Genomic DNA, 18,889 nt, shown 5'->3' on the forward strand with positions numbered 1-18,889 from the left:
GAATTCCCTGACATACAACCCCATTAAAAAGATTTACAATAAGATAAGTAGATAAGAATTCTTTACGTTGATATAAATTAATCACCATCAGTGGTCGAGGAGAGATACTCTTGGAAGCGATACAAGTGGAAATTGAGAAAAAACTTCGTGATTTGTGTACAAATACCTCTAGTGATTTCTCTGCGATTGCATATGTTGATCAAGGAAATCAGACAATCCGCTGGGAACATGCACACGGTTTTACAAATAATCGTTTTAAAAATATGGTGATTCGGCCTGGCAAAGGACTATCAGGATCAGTTGTCCGTTTTGGTACAACAATGATTTTGGACACTGATACACCTGATCGGCAACGTACTCGACTTCAGTATCCAATCATGCTTGCCGAAAACCTGGTTTCAGCAGTGGCTGTCCCGATTCATATGAATGGTAAGGTTAGTGGGGTCCTTCTAATCGGCTCACGAACCGAAGTAAAATACACACCGGAGCAAGTGGACTTCGTAAAAAAAATGGCAGATGAGATAGCTGAAATTAAAAAATGAATCCCGCAATAGGATTCATTTTTCATTTATTTATTTCCGGTCATATCACTAAACATTCCCGCGTATTGCACAATATCCCCGGATTCATTTTTAATCGCACTGATTGTAAGCCATTGTAAGTACGTTGATTCATCCTTGCGCTTGTTCCAGATTTGACCTTGCCAGAAGCCTTCTGTTTCGATTTTTCTCCAGAGCTCCTCGTAAAATTCATTTGATTGTTTACCAGATTTAAGGACATTTGGCGTTTTCCCAATAATTTCTTCTGCCGTAAAGCCTGTAATAGTTGTAAAAGATGGATTCACGGAAATAATTTTCCCATGCAAATCTGTCACCATTATTCCTTCGATCGTATGGTCGATAACCTGCTTTGAAAGCTCCATCCTTCCATTATAGTACATCCATATGACAAGAATTAAGCTTGCTAATGCCACCTCAGATAACGCCATAAAGCCAATTGCGTAGTGGCCGTTGACATGGTAGAGGATCCCTAACAGAATAGGCGGGAAAAATCCACCAAGGCCGCCGATTGCAGAAACAATCCCATTCACAATTCCGGCTTGCTTTTGGAAATACATTGGTACTAATTTAAAAATAACTCCATTTCCCATCCCTGCACAGAAGGCAATGGTTAGACATCCGATGGTGTACCAGCCAATTGATGGAGCAAACGATAAAATCATTGCAGACACGGTATAGCACCCAAACACAAACATTAAGAGTTTTAGAGAATTGAAACGGTCTGCCAGCCATCCGCCGATTGGACGCATTAAGGTCGCGAGCACGATAAATCCAGCCGTTCTAACCCCTGCGTCTACCTTATCTAAACCAAAGTTCTCGACTAAAAAGTTAGGCAAATAGATGGTAAAAGCAACGAATGATCCAAATGTGATAAAATAGAATAGACTTAACAGCCAAAGTTTTTCGTTTTTATAGACACCCTTGATTTGTTCCATCAATGGGGTTTGAACTTTTACTTCCTTTTTGTCTCCTAATAAGAAGTTTCCTGCGATAAAAACCGCAAGTACGATTAAATATAATTGAACGGTTAAAGACCAACCAATTTTTGTTGCAATGACAGGTGCTGCAAACGTTGATATCGCTGTTCCAAGGTTCCCTGCTCCATAGATTCCGTTCACAAAACCGTGTTTTTCCTTCGGATAATATTTAGGTAATGATGTTACCCCAACTGAGAAAACCGCGCCCCCGATCCCAAGGAAGAGCCCTCCAACTAATAGGTCGGTTACTGAATCCGCTATACTAATATAGTAAACTGGAAACAATAATAGGATAAAACTGAGTAAAAAGATTTTCCTTGCCCCAAATTGATTCGCGTAATATCCAAGTGGAATCCGCAAAATCGAGCCCAGGATAACGGGGATTGCAGTGACCAATGCTATTTGATTCGCTGGGATTGCAATATCCTCTTTCATAAACGGTAAAAGAGATGAAATAAGCACCCAGACCATAAAGCCTACAACAAGGTTTAATGTTTGTAAGGGAAGCTGAATTTTCCTAACCACTTAAACCACTCCCTTTTTTACAACATAAGTTAATCCCGCTTGCTGGTCATAGGCCGACCAAATATCATCACTTATCGCTGCCTCTGCTGTTAATGGAACAGCAAAAAACTGGAGCCGATCAAAATAAATGCGGAGATGGGTCCCATCTGGACAAAGCTCCGTTTTAATAATTTTCTTTTTAACAAACGGGGCTTTGTCATCCCCGTCTTCATCTAAAATGGAGACTTCCACATCACCCAAAATAAACGATTCTAAGCTTTTCATTTCAGTTAACTCCACAGCTGCTGCACCCCTTCTTTGCGGGATAGATGAACATTTTATAGCCTTGAAGATAGGACCAAAAGGTACGTTCCGCATGCGTTTCGATGTATTCAATCGCGTCATCCTCTGACTGCCACTTGCTCATGCCCTTTACTTCTGCAATGACAATTGCAATGCCTTCCTCCGTCTTTTCTTCCAAATACCAGTTCAACCGTATCCCCTTAAAAAGCTTAGTTAAGAGCTCATTGACTTCTTCTGTGAAATTTCCGGTTGCCTCTCTTATAAAACAAAAATCAAGATAGGTTTCGTTGTTCATGTATGTCACGCCTTTTTTAACTTTTTATAGACAATCCATGCGACCGGAAACAACACAATGTTTAAGCCGCAAAAAATGAGTGTATTTACATAGTTCTCGTAAAAAAATTGGTGAACCATTTTTTGTGTAAATATAATATTTAATAACAAGAGCGCGGAAAGGATGAGTACACCTTGGTAACTACGCTTCATAACGTTTCACCCTTACCGCATAAACAGCACCGTTCTCCACCTTCACCTGAATTTCAGGCAATGGACGTCGAGGCGGACCAGCTGTTGGTGCACCCGTTTGGGCATCAAAGAATCCATGATGGCAAGGACAAACCATTTGTCCTTCCTCCTTCACCCAAAAGACAGGGCAACGAAGATGGGTACATGCATTTTGATAGGCTACATATTTGTTATCTGAAAGCCTAATTAAAATCGCATCATCATGATCACCGGGGAAAGTAAAATTTGTTGAATCCCCGACAGCCAATTTACTTACATCAATAATTTTTTTATGGGGATATTCTTTATCCCCAAGTCCCATTAATTCCTTTGCAGCCACAGCACCCCATGGCAAAGACGAAATCGCAAACACTCCTGCGGCCCCAACCAATGTCTTCATGAAGCCACGGCGATCAAGGCTTCGTTCATTATTGCGGTTAATATTATGCGTGTAATTATCCTCATTGAAAGGGATTTGATTATTTTTATCAGATGGCATTCCCATCACTCCTTAGCGGATGTTCAAAAAGTGCGGTGACATGACACTTCGAACACTTTTCTAAAATAACTTCTCAATACCCTGTAAAATACCAGGTAAACTAATTTTTACGTTTGTTTCTCCTTCAAGCGGCATACTTGTGACCCATTTTCCGTTGTCGAGATTGTGGCTTTGTTTCTTCGCCTCAATTTCTTCATCTGTCAGCCATTGAATAGTGTTTGATGGACAAACACTTGCACACATTGGTGGAATGCCATCCTTTGAGCGATCGATACAAAGGTCACATTTGTACATCAAGTTTTGCTCTTCATCGAACTTTGGAATTCCATAAGGGCACGCAATCGTACAGTTTTGACAGCCAATGCATTTTTCTACGAGTGCAGATAGGACCGCACCAGACTCATGGATTTGAATTGCTTGCGCCGGACAGCTTCTTGCACACGCTGGGTTCACACAATGAAGGCACATAAGCGGCATGGTCTGCCTGTTCACAAGCGGATTAACATCATACACATAGTTTCGGTTCCGTTCTTCATGCCCCCCGCACTGTGTACAAGCCGCAAGACAAGAGCGGCAGCCGATACAGTTTTCAAGTTCTAAGTAAAGCCTCTTTTGCATTTACTGCACCTTCTTTACAACTAGTTTTTCAATCTGGGCAGCACATGCCTTGAATTCCGGCATTTTTGAGATCGGATCAAGCGCTGCAATTGTCAGTAGATTAATAGATTCTTCATGACCGAAATGATACGGAACAAACACGGTATCTTTTCGGATTGCTTCTGTGATTTTTACTTTGTAGATACTTTCGCCTCTTCTTGTAAAAAGACGAACTCGTTCTTCATGCTGAATATCGTATTTCGCTGCCGTTTCCGGATGGACCTCAACATATGGTTCTGGACACATATCGTGCAGGAACGGGATACGTCTTGTTTGGTTTCCTGATAGATAGTGGTACACTACACGTCCCGTTGTGAGGCGAAGCGGATACGTTTCATCCGGTTCTTCAGCCGGCGGACGGTATGGCAATGCACAAATCTTTGCTTTTCCATCTGGATGATAGAATTTTTTATCGAGGAACATATGTGGTGTTCCCTTATCTTCTTCATCACGGCAAGGCCAGAAAACCCCGTCCTGCTTATCGATTTTATCCCATGTTGCTCCGTAGTAGTCGGCATAGCCGCCCTTACTAGCAAGACGGAATTCGTCGGCAACATCGCTAGCTGTTTTTAAATGTGAAAAATATTTTCCTCTTCCAAGACGCTCTGCAAGCTCAACCTGCATTTGCCAATCAGGCTTAGATTCACCAATTGGTTCTTGTGCTTTATTAATTTTGATGATGCGTCCTTCGAGATTGGTTACAGTTCCTTCGTCCTCAGACCATGTCACAGACGGTAGAACGACATCTGCAAACTCTGCAGATTCTGATAAGTAAAAGTCTGCACACACCATGAAGTCCAATGATTTAAGAGCTTTTCTCACAAAGTTTAGGTTTGGTGCAGATACAGCTGGATTCGAGCAAAGTAAATATAAACCACGAATTGTTTTTTGCTCCATTAGCTCAAACATTTCATACGCGGATACACCTGGTTGCGGCATTTCTTCTGGTGTAATCCCCCAAACCTGACAGACCTCTTTCACATGCTCTGGGTTTGTCAGTTTGCGATAGCCTGGCAATAGATCTGATTTTTGTCCATGTTCGCGGCCACCTTGACCGTTTCCTTGACCTGTGAAAGTCGCAACACCTGATTTTGGTCGACCAATTTTACCAGTGACAAGTGCCATATTCGTATAGCCGGATACATTGTCGACACCCTTATGCTGCTGCTCAATCCCGCGGGCAAACATAACCACTGCGTTTGGTGCTTTTCCGTAAATTTCTGCTGCACGAATAATTTTTTCAGGTGCTACCCCAGTTAACTCGCTTGTGTATTCAGGTGTGAATTCCTTCACAAGCTCCCGCGTCTCTTCAAAGCCATTCGTGTGATTGGCGATAAATTCTTCATCTGCATATCCGTTTTCAATCAATAAATGTAAAATTCCATTTGCTAATGCCAGGTCCGTTCCTGGTTTTAAATCTAAATGTATATCCGCTCTTCTAGCTACTGGTGTTTCACGCGGGTCAACAACAATGATATAGCCGCCCCGTTCCTGAACGTTCCAAACGCGGAACATGGAGGTCGGATGACATTCAGCTGTATTGCTTCCTGCTATAAATAAGCAATCCGTTTCATGAATATCTGTCCATGGAAGTGTTGATCCACGGTCAACCCCAAATGAACGAAGGAATCCGCCGGCCGCACTTGACATACAGAAACGTCCGTTGTAGTCGATGTAGCGAGTACCAAGTGCCACACGAGCAAACTTCCCTGTTAAATAGCATTTTTCATTCGTCATTGACACTCCACTGAAGACAGATAATGAATCCTTCCCATATTCCTCTTGCAGTTTCGTGAATTTTTTGGCGATTAAATGATATGCCTCATCCCAGCTTGCTTCACGAAAACCTTTTGTCGTTCCTTTTAATGAAGCATCATCGCGGATAAGCGGTTTTAAGATCCGGTCCTTATGATTCGTTTGTTGGTAGGCAGTAACTCCTTTCGGACACATTTTTCCGACAGTTACTGGCCAGTCATAGCGCGGTTCAACACCGATAATTTTATTTGTCGCTGTGTTAACTCTAAGATTCATTCCACATTGCATCCCGCAATAGCTGCAATGTGTTTTAATTAATTTTTCATTTGGATGAATGACATTTTCGATCTCTTTAAAAAACTTATCCCTTTGCATTCTGATTTGCCTCCTTGACTTTTACCTCGTGGGTCGGGAAGCCGGAAAATTGTGCAATCCGGTATTTTCTTCGACATGGAAGACACATTTCAGCTAAATGATGGCCTTCTTTTGTTTTAAAATGAATATCGTTAACATCGAGTACCTCGATGACATCTTGAGATTGATCTACGGAAACAAAGCCCGCTCCACAAACCTTACATTGCTTCGTTTCTTTTTCGGCATAATGCTCACGATAGTTTCTCGCCAATACACTCATTGGACGGAATGGAATATGAGCAAGCTTTCCGAATGGCAGGTAAATCAGTGTGATAATAACCGACCATTGGTGAATCAAGGACATCACAGGCTGACCAGCCCCATGTAAGAAAATGTTCATGAAGGTTAAAAGTAAACCGGTAATACTTACGAATAACAGCATATACAACGGCATCAAGTCATAAATAAACTTTTGTTCTGCTTTCGCTTGGAAGTTTTTCACTCGACGGTAAAGCGCCATACAAACTCCCATGATTACCATCACAGCCGTAATATTTAATGCATTATAGGAAAGGTTTGCGATGATACCGTCCGCTGGAACAGTCATCACCTTTATTCCCATTGCGATAATGTTGTAGTAGCCATTGTCATCCATCGTGAAGTACATCCAACCGAAGACAAGTGGAAATGTAACAAAACAAGAAAGGATACAGCCCCAACCGATTAAAATATGTTGGGTCCATCGGTAAATTCCCCTATTCCAGATGAAATTGTATGTACCCAAATGCTCAACTGATGTTTTTGGTGTTGATTTTCGAAACAGCAGTTTTATTCCTTTTTTAATAATGATCTTAGTTGGCGGTCTTTCCCCCCACGCAATAAAGCGATAAAAGAATCCTCCAATAAAAACGATGGTTCCAACCATATAGCCATAAAGATTTAAATCAACATGTGTAAACATTCGTGTTCCGATAAATGATAATAAAGCCAGCCCTAGAACAGATAAAAACATGGACTTGGCAAACTTTGAAGCAAATGCATTATTATAAGCCGGTGACTGCTTCTTTTGGACGGCAGCAGCTTTTGCCTGCATACGAACTCCTCCTCAATCGATTAACTTATACTTATTGTAGAAGAACTGTGATTTAAAACATATCAGGGAACACCCCTATCTTTGATCGAAAAACCCCTTAATTGTAACAATTTCTTGAACTCAAAATCGCTTAGTTAACATGTTATAATAAGAGTACTGAAGATTTATGGGGAGGTTTATTGTGGTTAAACTACTGATTGTTGACGATCATGCCGTTGTCCGTTCAGGACTGATGATACTGTTGAACGGTAAAAATCATATAGAAGTCATTGGGGAAGCTTCTGAAGGGGACGAGGCGATAAAAAAAGCAAGGGAATTAAACCCTGATGTGGTACTCATGGACTTAAGCATGCCACACGGAAAAGACGGGTTGACTGCTACACAAGAGCTTCATGAGCTTATGCCAAAGATCGCGATTTTGATTTTAACAATGCACGATGATGAGGAGTATTTATTTAGAGCGATTCATGCCGGAGCTTCTGGTTATATTTTAAAAAATGCTCCACACGAGGATTTACTCGGGGCGATTGAGTCTGTTTCCTCAGGCAATGCGTACTTAACCCCTTCCGCAACAAAGGTGCTAATGAGCGGCTATTTAGATCGTGTCAAAAATGGGGATAACGCAGATTCCTTTGCCTTGCTGTCTGAGCGTGAAAAAGAAGTGCTAGAATGGATTGCAAAGGGATATTCCAATAAAGAAATTGCGGAGCATCTAGTGATTAGTGTAAAAACCGTTGAATCTCATAAAAGCAATTTGATGGAAAAACTCGGTTTGAAAACACGGCCTGAACTTGTGAAATATGCAATGAAGAAAGGATTGCTACATTTTGAATAAAATTGATCGACTCAAACACCAATCCGAAATTGGCGGCCCCAGTGTCGTTTCACTTCTTGCAGATCTAGATAAGCATATAGAGGATTCAAATTTTCGGGAGGATGTTGAAAAATCATTGCGACATCTTGCGGATTTAACATTTGCACTGGATGAATCCTCAATCGTGGCAATCACTGATCGACAAGGAAAAATTCAATACATTAATAATAAGTTTTGTGAAATCTCGAAGTATTCGAAAGCAGAACTATTAGGGCAGGATCACCGAGTCATTAATTCTGGACACCATGACAAGGAATTTTGGAAGGAAATGTGGAGGACGATTGGTTCTGGTCATGTCTGGAAGGGTGAAATTAAAAACAAAGCGAAGGACGGTTCCTATTATTGGGTCGATACGACAATTGTTCCGATTTTAGCTGAAAATGGACGCCCAAATCAATATTTAGCTGTTCGTCACGAGGTCACTGCATTAAAAGAAACCCAGGAAGAACTAAAAAATATGATGACACGTGTGATCAGCATTCAAGAAGAAGAGCGGAAGCGTTTTTCACGTGAGCTTCATGATGGAATTGGGCAAAGTATGTTTTCATTATTGATACAGCTTGATCAGATGCTAAGTGAAAAGCCAGATGAACGTCTCGGGCAATTGCGTCAGGATGTTTCTTTTATGATGGAGGATATTCGAGGTCTTGCCTGGGAGCTACGCCCTTCCGTTCTCGATGACCTAGGCGTTGTCCCAGCACTTCGTAAATATGTTGAAAACTACTCCCAGCATTACGGGATTCATGTTGAATTTGAATGTACATTAAAGACGCGTCTGGATATCCATAAGGAAACAACGATTTATCGCGTTGTCCAAGAAGCGTTAACAAATACTGCGAAATACGCAAATGTGTCTGATGCCATTGTTAAAATTCATGAAGAAGAGTATGATGTCACTGTTGAGGTAATTGACAATGGCCAAGGCTTTACTAGCGATGAAAAAGGAAACGGCGTCGGCCTCTTTAGTATGGAAGAACGTGCCCGAGGTATCGGCGGGAGCATTACTTTGGAGTCTGAAGTTGGAAAAGGAACAACGCTGAAGCTTGTCGTACCGAAATAGAAATATGATGGCCTGCCCTTGGGCAGGCCTTTATTTTGAAACTTTTCTCTGATAAGTAGATAAAATGACACCTCCAACAATGAACAGAGATCCCACTATTTCCGCACCCGTTATTGGTTTCAATAATATGATGAATCCCATTAGCATCGCAACAAAGGGTTCCAGATTAGATAATATAGAAGCCTTCGAGGCATCGACATATCTAATATAGTTATTCCAGATAAGATTTGCAATGCCATGCACAACAACGGCAGTTACAATCAACAAGGCCCAATCGGAAATTGTGGAGCTTATTCTTAGTGGAGTGTCGATTGTAAACGCAAACGGAATCGACACAATCAGCCCCACGATATTTGAATATAACGTAATGGCCATCGGGGACATTCGCGTCGATAGTAGTCTTGTCATAATAATCATAACTGCAAATGTAATCATCGTTAAAACGATCCATAAAAGCCCCTTATCCACATGAATCGAAGAAAATGTCCCTTTTGTGACAACAAAGAAAATCCCTACAATGGCAACAATGGATCCTACTAACATACGCATCGTAAATTTTTCCTTCAAAAATAGAGCTGCTAAAATTCCCGTTAAAATGGGAGTCGTTGCTAAAATTAATGCGGATGTGGTTGGATCAGCCGTCTCTAATCCTTTAAAAAATGTCCACTGGTTGATGAAAACACCAACCACTCCAAGTATGAGAATGGAAACAAGATCAGATCTATTAATCGATTTCTTCCCTTTATTGAATGTGGACAATCCCATTAAAAAGAGGACAATAAACAAAAGTCTTAACATCGTTAACATGGTCGGCGAAAAATGTACAACTAATATTTTACCAAATACAAAATTGCTTCCCCATACCACTACACAAAAAGTCAGCCAAGAATAGGCTTTTAACATCTATAACACCTTCCACTAATTACGCTACTTTGATTTATTTTGTCTCGATATCATCGAATTCAATCATTGGCGACTACGATTTCTCTTTGAATCTACTAATTTTTCAAATATAATGAATTTAACTATTAGAAAAGGATGTGGACTATGATTTATAAACCTCGTACTAAGTCCGAAGAATTAACTATTTTTGAGTTTTTAAACAAGCGAACAGAGTTATCCAGCAAGGACAAGCAGTATTTTACGAATCTGAAAAAAGGGTACGAAGGAGAAGTACGATTCGATTCTTTTACAGAAAAACTTCAATGTGACTGCTTAGTAATAAATGATTTATTACTTGAAGTGAATAACACAATCTTCCAAATCGACACTTCCATTTTGATCAATGCAAAACTTCAATTCTATGAAGTGAAAAATTATGAAGGCGACTACTTTTATGAATCGAACAAACTATTAAAGAAACCCAAACACGAAGTGACGAATCCCCTACTTCAATTGAGTCGAAGTGAATCATTATTGAGTCAATTGCTTCGTAACCACGGAAGTCACCTCCCGATTGATGCTTCTGTTGTCTTTATCAATCCTACTTTCACCCTTTACCAAGCACCCCTAAATTTACAAGCTATTTTACCGACGCAACTCAAAAATTACATGGGCTCCTTGGATGCAGACCCATCAAAAATAAACGAAAAACAGAAAAGGATTGCTGATCTGTTAGTTTCATTACATATCACCAAATCCCCTTATTCTAAGATTCCTAGTTATCATTACGACGGTTTACGAAAAGGGCTTACCTGCGCGGTATGTGATTCATTTTCTATCGTAATTGAGGGTCGGAAATGTAGATGTGAAACATGCGGACACAAAGAATTGGTTTCAGATGCCGTACTGCGAGCTGTTAAGGAATTTACGATCCTATTCCCGGACGAAAAGATTACAACGAATATTGTTTATGATTGGTGTCGGGTGGTTCCGTCAAAGGAGAGAATTCGTTACATTCTTTCTAAGAATTTCACATTAGTGGGAACTCATCAATGGTCATTTTTTGTTTGAATTAAAGCGTTTGTGCTTTTTGAAAAAGAGGCGTGCTTGTATAAAAATTTACTTATAATAGCTTACATTATTTTTGAAGGGGAATTAGGCGAGTCTCCTTGCCCCTTTTCCTCTTCATTAACTCGATGAACGGGATTCGGGCATGGTTCCTCGCTTCTTTTCCTCTTCATTGACGGGATGAAAGGGATTTGCACACGATTCCTTGCTCCTTTTCCTCTTCATTACAGAGATGAAAGGGATTTGCGCACGATTCCTCGACCCTTTTCCTCTTCATCAAAGCGATGAACGGGATTCGTGATTGATTCCTCGCTCTTTTTCCTCTTCATTGACGCGATGAAGGGGATTCGGACTTAATCCCTCGCTCCTTTTCCTCTTCATTACTGCGATGAAAGGGATTTGCCCACCATTCCTCGCTCCTTTTCCTCTTCATTCCGCCGCGCCAACTTATTTTGTTAACCTAAAAAACCCCAATCCGCACCGCGCGAACTGGGGTTTCCCTTAAAACGTAAAAATCTCAATTATTTTACTGCTTTTACCCAGTCAGCTGCGAATTTTTCTAAACCTTGGTCTGTAAGTGGGTGCTTTGTAAGTTGCTCAATTACAGAGTATGGAATAGTTGCGATATGTGCACCAGCCAATGCTACGCGAGTAACGTGGTCTGGGTGTCTTACGGATGCAGCGATAATTTGAGCATCTAAGTTGTGAACACGGAATAGCTCAGCGATTTTAGCTACAAGTTGTACACCATCTTCAGAGATGTCGTCAAGACGGCCCAAGAATGGTGATACATATGTTGCACCAGCACGAGCTGCTAATAATGCTTGATTCATTGTGAAGATTAAAGTAACGTTTGTTTTAACGCCTTTTTTAGCTAGGTAGCGAGTAGCTTCTAAACCTGCTACTGTCATCGGAACTTTGATTGTGATGTTTTTGTCGCCACCGTTAATTTTTAGAAGCTCTTCTGCTTCAGCAATCATTTGTTCAGCTGTTTCAGCGCTTGGAGATACTTCAGCAGATACGCTTTCTACCTCTGGCACAGCTTGAAGGATTTCAGCGATGCGGTCTTCGAATTTAACGCCTTCTTTTACTACAAGTGATGGGTTAGTTGTTACACCAGATAGTACACCCATTTTATACGCTTTTTTAATATCTTCCAGGTTAGCTGTATCGATAAAAAATTTCATTTCTTTTTCCCTCCAGTAACTTTATTATATCACAGATATTTTTAACACATTTGACTCACCTATTCGCAAGGTTAAGTCAAATGCGATTAGTAAAAACTACTATATTACAGTACTTCTTTAAAGTTCTTAACAACATTCTCTACTGTAAAGCCGTACTCAGCAAGAACTTTATCTGCAGGTGCAGATGCTCCAAATGTGTTAATAGCAAGAACTTTACCTTGGTCACCAACGAATTCTTTCCATCCAAGCGGAGATGCCATTTCGATTCCAAGACGAGCTTTAACAGATTTTGGAAGAACACTTTCTTTGTACTCAGCAGATTGCTTTTCAAAGCGATCCCAGCTTGGCATACTTACGACTGAAACGAAGATGCCTTCTTTTTCAAGCTCTTGTTGTGCACCAATCGCAAGTGAAACTTCAGAACCTGTTGCAAGTAATAGACCCGCAACTTCTCCTTTTGCTTCAGAAACAACGTAAGCACCTTTTTTAACACCTTCATACACAGCTTCTTGATCAAGCCCTAAAGTAGGAAGTCCTTGACGAGTTAAGACAAGTGCTGTTGGAGTATCCGTACTTTCAATGCTTAAGCGCCATGCTGCTGCAGTTTCTTTTGCGTCAGCTGGACGTAGGATTGAAAGACCTGGCATTGCACGTAATGCAGCTAATTGCTCAACTGGCTCATGTGTTGGGCCGTCTTCACCAACTGCGATTGAATCATGTGTAAATACATATGTTACAGGTAGCTTCATTAAAGCAGCTAAACGGATTGCTGGACGTAGGTAATCAGAGAATACGAAGAAAGTTGCTCCGAATACTTTTACTCCGCCATGAAGTGCCATACCGTTGATTGCAGCACCCATTGCAAATTCACGAACACCAAACCAGATGTTACGAGCAGCAAAGCTGTCGATTGCATAGTTCTTTTCAGAAGTGATTAACGTTTTGTTTGAACCTGCTAAGTCTGCTGATCCGCCGATTAACTGTGGAATTGCAGTAGCAGCAGCATTTAATGATTTACCAGATGCATCACGCGTTGCCACTGAAGTTCCAGCCTCAAAGCTTGGGAGTGCAGCTTCCCAGTTTTCAGGAAGCTCGCCATTTAATGCCATTTCAAATTGCTTCGCTAATTCCGGGTATTCTTTTTTATATTCTGCAAATAATTCATTCCATACACTTTCTTTTTGCTTACCAGCTTCTAAAAATTGACCGTAGTGCTCTTTTACTTCTTCTGGAACGAAGAATGGCTCTTCATAATTCCAGCCGTACGCAGCTTTTGTTAATGAAGTTTCGTCTTTACCTAGTGGAGCACCGTGTGATGCAGATTTTCCACCTTTATTTGGAGAACCGAAACCGATTGTTGTTTTAATTTCAATTAAAGTTGGACGGTTTAAATCTGCTTTTGCTTCTTGTAATGCTTTTTGAATTTCATCCGTATCATTTCCGTTTTCAACACGGATTACTTGCCATCCGTATGCTTTAAAACGACCTTCAACACTTTCAGAGAAAGAAAGGTTTAAATCACCATCTAATGAAATGTCGTTTGAATCGTACATAACGATTAGACGTCCTAATTTTAAATGACCTGCAAGTGAAGCCGCTTCCGCAGAAACACCTTCCATTAAGTCTCCATCACCACAGAGTGCATATGTGAAGTGGTTGACTAAGTCGTAATTATCTTTGTTGTAGGTTGCCGCTAAATGTCTTTCGGCCATTGCCATACCAACAGACATCGCAATACCTTGTCCTAGAGGACCAGTAGTTGCTTCTACACCAGAAGTATGTCCAAACTCGGGATGTCCTGGAGTTCGGCTTCCCCATTGGCGGAAACCTTTCAAGTCTTCAATTGTTACATCATAACCAAATAAATGTAATAAGCTATATAAAAGCATGGAACCATGTCCAGCTGATAAAACAAAGCGATCTCGGTTGAACCAATTTGGATTTGCAGGATTGTGATTCATTTCTTTTGCCCACAAAGTGTAAGCCATAGGCGCAGCACCCATAGGCAATCCTGGGTGTCCAGAATTTGCTTTCTCGATAGCATCAATAGAAAGTGTTCGAATTGTGTTAATTGATAACAAATCAAGTTCTTTTTCATTTAAAGCCGTTTTCATTTTACCACTCTCCCAAACTATTAAATTAATAATTCTATATTGTAATACCCTACCTAAAAAATCCAATCTTTTCAATCTTTAAAATAAGATGTATAATTAATTCGTTCACTAAACAAATTATAACCATTAATAATGTACCACCCTTATCTTTATTCGTCAATTATCTAACATAAACAATTACTTCAAATGTTTTTTATCCTTTTTTGAAAGCGCCGTCAAAAACAAATGCGCATATTACGTATCATTATGTGTAATTTAAGGATGAATAATTGCATTGAAATAGTTGTACTTACTGTCAAATGGGGGATTTATATGATCACTGGAGATGCAGCATATATAAAAAAAATAAATCGCTCGCTTATTTTGGAGAAAATAGTAGAGGAAGGCATGATTTCAAGAGCTGACATTTCCAAAGCAACCGCACTTACAAGAGCGACGGTCTCTGCACAGGTTGCTGACTTATTAGATGATGGATTAATCATCGAAACACAGCTCGTGCATAATACTGTGGGAAGAAAGCCAATTATGCTTTCTTTGAACGCGAATGCAGGCTATGCACTTGGTATAGATGTAGACTACGAACAAATCTCTTTTACCATTTCAGACCTGCTCGGGAATCCTGTTTCCGAAAGAACAATTGAATGTAAAAGTCTAGACTATGACTACATTCTGCAAATTCTAATTGAACAAATTAATTTATTTGATAAGGAGTTCAATGATAATCGCTACGGCATTATCGGGGTCGTGATAGCGATTCACGGGCTTGTAGGAAAAGATGAAAAAATTCATTTTGTGCCTCGCTTCCTGTGGCGATCTGTAGATTTGAAGGCTGACCTCGAAAAAGCGTGCAGTCTCAACATTCAAATCGAAAATAACGCAAATATATCCGCTTTTGCTGAGAGAGTGTTTCACCATCATGAAACAAACAGTCTTCTGTGCGCAACGATATATTCTGGAATTGGACTCGGAATGATTGTAGATAATCATTTTTTCAGGGGGAATGACGGTTTTGCCGGTGAAATCGGGCATATGATTGTGGTTCCACATGGCAGACCATGTTCATGTGGCAATGAAGGCTGCTGGGAACAATATGCCTCAGAAACAGTCTTTCTTCAAAATCTAAAAGCGGAAAAAAACCTATCATCTTTTTCCTATGATGATTTACAAAAGCTTATTGAGGCAGGCGACAAGGACATTAATGAAAGTCTCGATCAATTTATTTACTACCTTTCGATTGGTTTAAATAATATGATTAATATGTATAACCCGGACACAATCGTACTTGACGGTGAAATCCTGCGTCTTTACCCAGATGCGATTGAAAAAATAGAGGAACATCTCACCTCCACTATTAATCATTATCGCCAGTTAACAGTCTCATCTTTTGGGAAACGATCCGTTCAAATGGGGGCCTGTGCCCTGGCAATTAAGAGATTCTTAGGCGTACCAATGATTAATCTCACTTATAAAAATACGTAAAAGGAGCCCAGCAGCTCCTTTTTTTGCAATGCAGTATACTTAACCAAACAATCTGTCTACTTCCTTTTTTAGCTCCTCTAATAATGGAAAGGTTGAGGCATACCCCAGGCTATCTGTTACATTTCGGTAGTACCACTCTTGTTTTTCCTTGCCGCGGCTAAATCTGCGCCATACTTGCTCACCCTGATCCCTATAATCACGGATAATCGAACGAATATTATGTAGTTTATCCGCACATACGACTGTACGAGTGTCTTCTGATGCCGTTCTTAGAAAGGAAATCGTGTGCTCCTTCCTTGCTTCCCAAGGCAGTGATTTATCGGGCTCTGAGCATCCTTCTACAAGTTCTGCTACTTCTTCACTAAAACCGTTTTTTATATCCTCTAAAGTAATTTCTGTATCCTCCACAGTATCGTGTAAGATTCCTGCTACTACCAGTTCCTCGCGTGCATTTATCTTAATTAACAGCAGACCGACACCAAGTGGATGTGTGATATATGGAATATTAGTTAGCTTTCGGTATTGCCCGTCATGTGCCTTACTCGCTACAATGATTGCTTTTTCAATCATGTCCATTTTTTGGCCTCCTTATAAAACAGCCTTTAGGATTAAAGAATTTTACTTAAAAAAGCTTTTGTACGATCATGTTGAGGGTTTTCAAACAATTCTTTTGGCTTGTTTTCCTCAACAATATAGCCATCGTCCATAAAGAGTACACGGTCGCCAACTTCACGCGCAAAGCCCATTTCGTGGGTTACAACGACCATGGTCATTCCCTCTCGCGCCAGCTGCTTCATAACCTCTAAAACCTCTCCAACCATTTCGGGGTCGAGAGCAGAGGTCGGTTCATCAAATAGCATGATTTTCGGCTCCATCGCGAGTGCCCTAGCTATTGCGACACGCTGTTTTTGGCCACCGGACAGTGAATCTGGGTAGGCATCCGCTTTTTCAGAAAGGCCTACCTTTTTCAAAAGCTCCATCCCTTTATTATATGCTTTTTCATTGGAAAGCTTTTTGACTTTCAAGGGAGAAAGCATGATGTTTTCCATCACCGTTTTGTGAGGAAAAAGATTGAACTGCTGAAACACCATTCCTACATCTGTTCTGATTTTGTTGATGTTTGTCTTTTTATCTGTAATATCGATTCCTTCAATATAGACATGGCCATCATCAATCTTCTCTAATAAATTTATGCATCGCAGGAAGGTTGATTTTCCGGAACCTGAAGGCCCAATAACCACTACAACCTCTTGGGGGTTGATATCGGCTGAGATCCCTTTGAGCACCTCATTTTTCCCAAACGATTTCTTAATATTGTCTACTTTAATCATTCAGTTTTCAACCTCTTTTCTAGATGGTTCAGGAGTAGAGTTAATGAAAGAGTAAGAATTAAATAAATGAAGGCTGCCATTAAATATGGCTCCCATACTTTGGCATACTGTCCCATCATCATCCGGCCCCAATGCATGATTTCCGGAGTGGCTACTACGGATAAAAGGGATGAATCTTTTATTAAAATGACAAATTCGTTTCCTAGTGGAGGAATCATCCGTTTGAAGGCTTGCGGGATAATGACATATCTCATGGCTTGTACATGTGTCATTCCTAATGAACGTGCTGCCTCCATTTGTCCCCGATCGAGGGACTGAATACCCGCTCTGAAAATTTCTGCTATGTATGCCGCTGCATTCAAAGTAAGTGCGATGACACCGGCTATAATTCCATTTGTGGTGCCTAGAAACATCGGGACGACCCCAAAGTGAACTAAGAAGATTTGGACAAGTAAAGGAGTTCCCCGAAAGAAGGTGACATAGCATACAAATGGAAATGCTAGCCACTTATTGTGAATCATTTTTCCAAGGCCGATGAACAAGCCCAGGATTGTTCCAAGTAAAATACCCGCAATTGATAATCCAATAGTCAGTAATGTTCCCTTCCAAAAGTAAGGAAGATAGTCAATGATTATATCAAAATTAAGATTCATGCTGTGTCCCCCTGTTTTATTTCGATAAGGAAAAAAAAGCGTAACACGCTGAAGTCGTTACGCCATTTTCTTCTTATTATTTTGAAGCTTCTTGTTCTGCCTTAAGGGCTTCTAAATCTGGCTCCGCTCCAAACCATTCTTTATAAATTTCTGTGTATTTTCCGCTTTCAATAACAGCTTCAATCGCCTTATCAAAGTCAGCTTTTAAGTCGTCGCTGCCTTTAGGGAACATCATTCCATAAAACTCTGCGTCGAATGTATCTTTGTCTCCAACAACCTTTAGCTTTTTATCTGGATTTTGTGCTGCATAGTATTCAATAACACCGTTATCTGCTACTACTGCTTCCGCACCGCCGCTTTCAAGCTCAAGGATAGCCAGATTGTTGTTTTCAAATGCTTTAATGTCCGGGTGCTTTTCGCCAAGCACCTTCTCAACCGCAAAATGTCCTGTGGTGGAAGCTTGAACCGCCACCTTTTTCCCTTTGAGGTCATCTGCTGTTTGAATATCACTGTCTTCAGGAATCATAATTTTGTTCGTCGATAGGAAGAACGGAATCGTAAATAGATATTCCTTTTGACGCTCCTCCGTAATCGAAATCGATGAAATTGCCATGTCATATGACCCTTTGTTTAACTCCACGAAAATTGGATCCCAACCAGTATGTTTGATATCTAAATCATATCCTGCTTCCTCAGCGACAGCTTTTATTACATCAATTTCAAACCCGACGATTTTGTCACCCTCCATGAATTCGAATGGTGCATATGCTGCATCTGTCATGACTTTTAGTGTCTTTTTGCCTGAGTCTTCTCCTTCTTTCTCTCCACCTGCCCCACTTGTATCACTCGTTCCACAGGCTGCTAAGAATAGAAACACAAGCAGGATTGAAAAAACAGTTAATTTTTTCACAAATGTAACCCCTTTCTATTTTTATAAAATTTAAATAATTCACTTTTTTACTATATTATCACATTGATAGTCTAAAAGAAATATAGAATTGTCGATTTGCCCCACCTGCCCCTTTCTCCCTACAT

The 18,889-nt window shown here is 40.4% G+C and carries 19 protein-coding genes; 5 read left to right on the top strand and 14 right to left on the bottom strand.

The genetic code is table 11. The features are described 5' to 3' along the window. The first annotated feature begins 110 nt into the window (after positions 1 to 110). On the top strand, positions 111 to 542 hold the full coding sequence (locus LKW28_RS16420) for a GAF domain-containing protein (protein ID WP_229141438.1): 432 nt from the start codon (positions 111 to 113) through the stop codon (positions 540 to 542). A gap of 26 nt (positions 543 to 568) precedes the next feature. Here LKW28_RS16420 and LKW28_RS16425 read toward each other — a convergent pair whose 3' ends face one another. The 7 genes from LKW28_RS16425 to LKW28_RS16460 form a co-directional block, all read right to left on the bottom strand. Then, positions 569 to 2,062: an MFS transporter gene (locus tag LKW28_RS16425; protein WP_229141439.1), complete on the bottom strand. Its 1,494-nt coding sequence runs from the start codon at positions 2,060 to 2,062 to the stop codon at positions 569 to 571. Beyond that, entirely contained in the window at positions 2,063 to 2,341 is a 279-nt protein-coding gene (locus LKW28_RS16430) for a hypothetical protein (RefSeq protein WP_229141440.1), read from the bottom strand. Further along, on the bottom strand, positions 2,328 to 2,639 hold the full coding sequence (locus LKW28_RS16435) for a hypothetical protein (protein ID WP_229141441.1): 312 nt from the start codon (positions 2,637 to 2,639) through the stop codon (positions 2,328 to 2,330). The genes LKW28_RS16430 and LKW28_RS16435 overlap by 14 nt, the downstream gene beginning before the upstream one ends. 180 nt (positions 2,640 to 2,819) lie before the next feature. Further along, the gene (locus LKW28_RS16445; protein WP_229141443.1) at positions 2,820 to 3,347 is read right to left on the bottom strand and encodes a ubiquinol-cytochrome c reductase iron-sulfur subunit; all 528 of its coding nucleotides are present in this window, start codon (positions 3,345 to 3,347) and stop codon (positions 2,820 to 2,822) included. A 60-nt stretch (positions 3,348 to 3,407) separates the two neighbouring features. Beyond that, positions 3,408 to 3,965 carry a 4Fe-4S dicluster domain-containing protein gene (locus LKW28_RS16450; RefSeq protein ID WP_229141444.1) on the bottom strand — a complete coding sequence of 186 codons (558 nt, stop codon included), beginning with the start codon at positions 3,963 to 3,965 and terminating at the stop codon, positions 3,408 to 3,410. Beyond that, entirely contained in the window at positions 3,966 to 6,134 is a 2,169-nt protein-coding gene (locus tag LKW28_RS16455; RefSeq protein ID WP_229141445.1) for a molybdopterin oxidoreductase family protein, read from the bottom strand. Beyond that, positions 6,121 to 7,206, bottom strand: coding sequence for a hypothetical protein (locus LKW28_RS16460; RefSeq protein ID WP_229141446.1), 1,086 nt, complete (start codon positions 7,204 to 7,206; stop codon positions 6,121 to 6,123). Before LKW28_RS16460 ends, LKW28_RS16455 begins: the two co-directional genes overlap by 14 nt. A 166-nt stretch (positions 7,207 to 7,372) precedes the next feature. On the opposite strand from LKW28_RS16460, the gene LKW28_RS16465 reads away from it, so the two are divergent. Continuing rightward, positions 7,373 to 8,041 carry a response regulator transcription factor gene (locus LKW28_RS16465; RefSeq protein WP_229141447.1) on the top strand — a complete coding sequence of 223 codons (669 nt, stop codon included), beginning with the start codon at positions 7,373 to 7,375 and terminating at the stop codon, positions 8,039 to 8,041. Then, positions 8,034 to 9,140, top strand: a complete 1,107-nt coding sequence (locus LKW28_RS16470) for a PAS domain-containing sensor histidine kinase (RefSeq protein ID WP_229141448.1) — start codon at positions 8,034 to 8,036, stop codon at positions 9,138 to 9,140. Before LKW28_RS16465 ends, LKW28_RS16470 begins: the two co-directional genes overlap by 8 nt. Before the next feature lie 30 nt (positions 9,141 to 9,170). On the opposite strand, the gene LKW28_RS16475 is transcribed toward LKW28_RS16470, so the two are convergent. After that, positions 9,171 to 10,043 (bottom strand): DMT family transporter, encoded by an 873-nt coding sequence (locus tag LKW28_RS16475; protein ID WP_229141449.1) that lies wholly within the window; start codon positions 10,041 to 10,043, stop codon positions 9,171 to 9,173. 144 nt (positions 10,044 to 10,187) lie between these two features. Here LKW28_RS16475 and LKW28_RS16480 point away from each other — a divergent pair, with 144 nt between their 5' ends. After that, positions 10,188 to 11,093, top strand: a complete 906-nt coding sequence (locus LKW28_RS16480; protein ID WP_229141450.1) for a nuclease-related domain-containing protein — start codon at positions 10,188 to 10,190, stop codon at positions 11,091 to 11,093. A 518-nt stretch (positions 11,094 to 11,611) separates the two neighbouring features. On the opposite strand, the gene fsa is transcribed toward LKW28_RS16480, so the two are convergent. Both fsa and tkt read right to left on the bottom strand, forming a co-directional pair. Next, positions 11,612 to 12,277, bottom strand: a complete 666-nt coding sequence (gene fsa / locus LKW28_RS16485; RefSeq protein WP_229141451.1) for a fructose-6-phosphate aldolase — start codon at positions 12,275 to 12,277, stop codon at positions 11,612 to 11,614. A gap of 104 nt (positions 12,278 to 12,381) precedes the next feature. Next, positions 12,382 to 14,391, bottom strand: a complete 2,010-nt coding sequence (tkt, locus tag LKW28_RS16490) for a transketolase (protein WP_229141452.1) — start codon at positions 14,389 to 14,391, stop codon at positions 12,382 to 12,384. 312 nt (positions 14,392 to 14,703) lie between these two features. Between tkt and LKW28_RS16495 the strand changes: the two genes are divergently transcribed. Then, positions 14,704 to 15,870 (top strand): ROK family transcriptional regulator, encoded by a 1,167-nt coding sequence (locus LKW28_RS16495; RefSeq protein ID WP_229141453.1) that lies wholly within the window; start codon positions 14,704 to 14,706, stop codon positions 15,868 to 15,870. 39 nt (positions 15,871 to 15,909) lie between these two features. Here LKW28_RS16495 and LKW28_RS16500 read toward each other — a convergent pair whose 3' ends face one another. The 4 genes from LKW28_RS16500 to LKW28_RS16515 all read right to left on the bottom strand — a co-directional run bounded on the left by LKW28_RS16500 (position 15,910) and on the right by LKW28_RS16515 (position 18,764). Beyond that, the gene (locus LKW28_RS16500) at positions 15,910 to 16,446 is read right to left on the bottom strand and encodes an HD domain-containing protein (protein ID WP_229141454.1); all 537 of its coding nucleotides are present in this window, start codon (positions 16,444 to 16,446) and stop codon (positions 15,910 to 15,912) included. A 32-nt stretch (positions 16,447 to 16,478) separates the two neighbouring features. Beyond that, on the bottom strand, positions 16,479 to 17,201 hold the full coding sequence (locus LKW28_RS16505; RefSeq protein ID WP_229141455.1) for an amino acid ABC transporter ATP-binding protein: 723 nt from the start codon (positions 17,199 to 17,201) through the stop codon (positions 16,479 to 16,481). Then, positions 17,198 to 17,854 carry an amino acid ABC transporter permease gene (locus LKW28_RS16510; protein WP_229141456.1) on the bottom strand — a complete coding sequence of 219 codons (657 nt, stop codon included), beginning with the start codon at positions 17,852 to 17,854 and terminating at the stop codon, positions 17,198 to 17,200. The genes LKW28_RS16505 and LKW28_RS16510 overlap by 4 nt, the downstream gene beginning before the upstream one ends. Positions 17,855 to 17,930: 76 nt before the next feature. Next, complete coding sequence (locus LKW28_RS16515; protein ID WP_229141457.1) at positions 17,931 to 18,764, bottom strand: basic amino acid ABC transporter substrate-binding protein; 834 nt, start codon at positions 18,762 to 18,764, stop codon at positions 17,931 to 17,933. Between the last annotated feature and the right edge of the window lie 125 nt (positions 18,765 to 18,889).

The sequence above is a fragment of the Bacillus sp. REN16 genome, from assembly GCF_020731355.1.
Classification (GTDB): Bacteria; Bacillota; Bacilli; order Bacillales; family Bacillaceae_L; genus Ferdinandcohnia.

Coding starts and splice junctions, on each gene's coding strand:
- LKW28_RS16480 (WP_229141450.1), top strand. CDS start 10,188: ATGATTTATAAACCTCGTACTAAGTCCGAAGAATTAACTATTTTTGAG.
- LKW28_RS16460 (WP_229141446.1), bottom strand. CDS start 7,206: ATGCAGGCAAAAGCTGCTGCCGTCCAAAAGAAGCAGTCACCGGCTTAT.
- LKW28_RS16455 (WP_229141445.1), bottom strand. CDS start 6,134: ATGCAAAGGGATAAGTTTTTTAAAGAGATCGAAAATGTCATTCATCCA.
- LKW28_RS16435 (WP_229141441.1), bottom strand. CDS start 2,639: ATGAACAACGAAACCTATCTTGATTTTTGTTTTATAAGAGAGGCAACC.
- fsa (WP_229141451.1), bottom strand. CDS start 12,277: ATGAAATTTTTTATCGATACAGCTAACCTGGAAGATATTAAAAAAGCG.
- LKW28_RS16510 (WP_229141456.1), bottom strand. CDS start 17,854: ATGAATCTTAATTTTGATATAATCATTGACTATCTTCCTTACTTTTGG.
- tkt (WP_229141452.1), bottom strand. CDS start 14,391: ATGAAAACGGCTTTAAATGAAAAAGAACTTGATTTGTTATCAATTAAC.
- LKW28_RS16465 (WP_229141447.1), top strand. CDS start 7,373: ATGGGGAGGTTTATTGTGGTTAAACTACTGATTGTTGACGATCATGCC.
- LKW28_RS16475 (WP_229141449.1), bottom strand. CDS start 10,043: ATGTTAAAAGCCTATTCTTGGCTGACTTTTTGTGTAGTGGTATGGGGA.
- LKW28_RS16450 (WP_229141444.1), bottom strand. CDS start 3,965: ATGCAAAAGAGGCTTTACTTAGAACTTGAAAACTGTATCGGCTGCCGC.
- LKW28_RS16445 (WP_229141443.1), bottom strand. CDS start 3,347: ATGCCATCTGATAAAAATAATCAAATCCCTTTCAATGAGGATAATTAC.
- LKW28_RS16505 (WP_229141455.1), bottom strand. CDS start 17,201: ATGATTAAAGTAGACAATATTAAGAAATCGTTTGGGAAAAATGAGGTG.
- LKW28_RS16495 (WP_229141453.1), top strand. CDS start 14,704: ATGATCACTGGAGATGCAGCATATATAAAAAAAATAAATCGCTCGCTT.
- LKW28_RS16500 (WP_229141454.1), bottom strand. CDS start 16,446: ATGGACATGATTGAAAAAGCAATCATTGTAGCGAGTAAGGCACATGAC.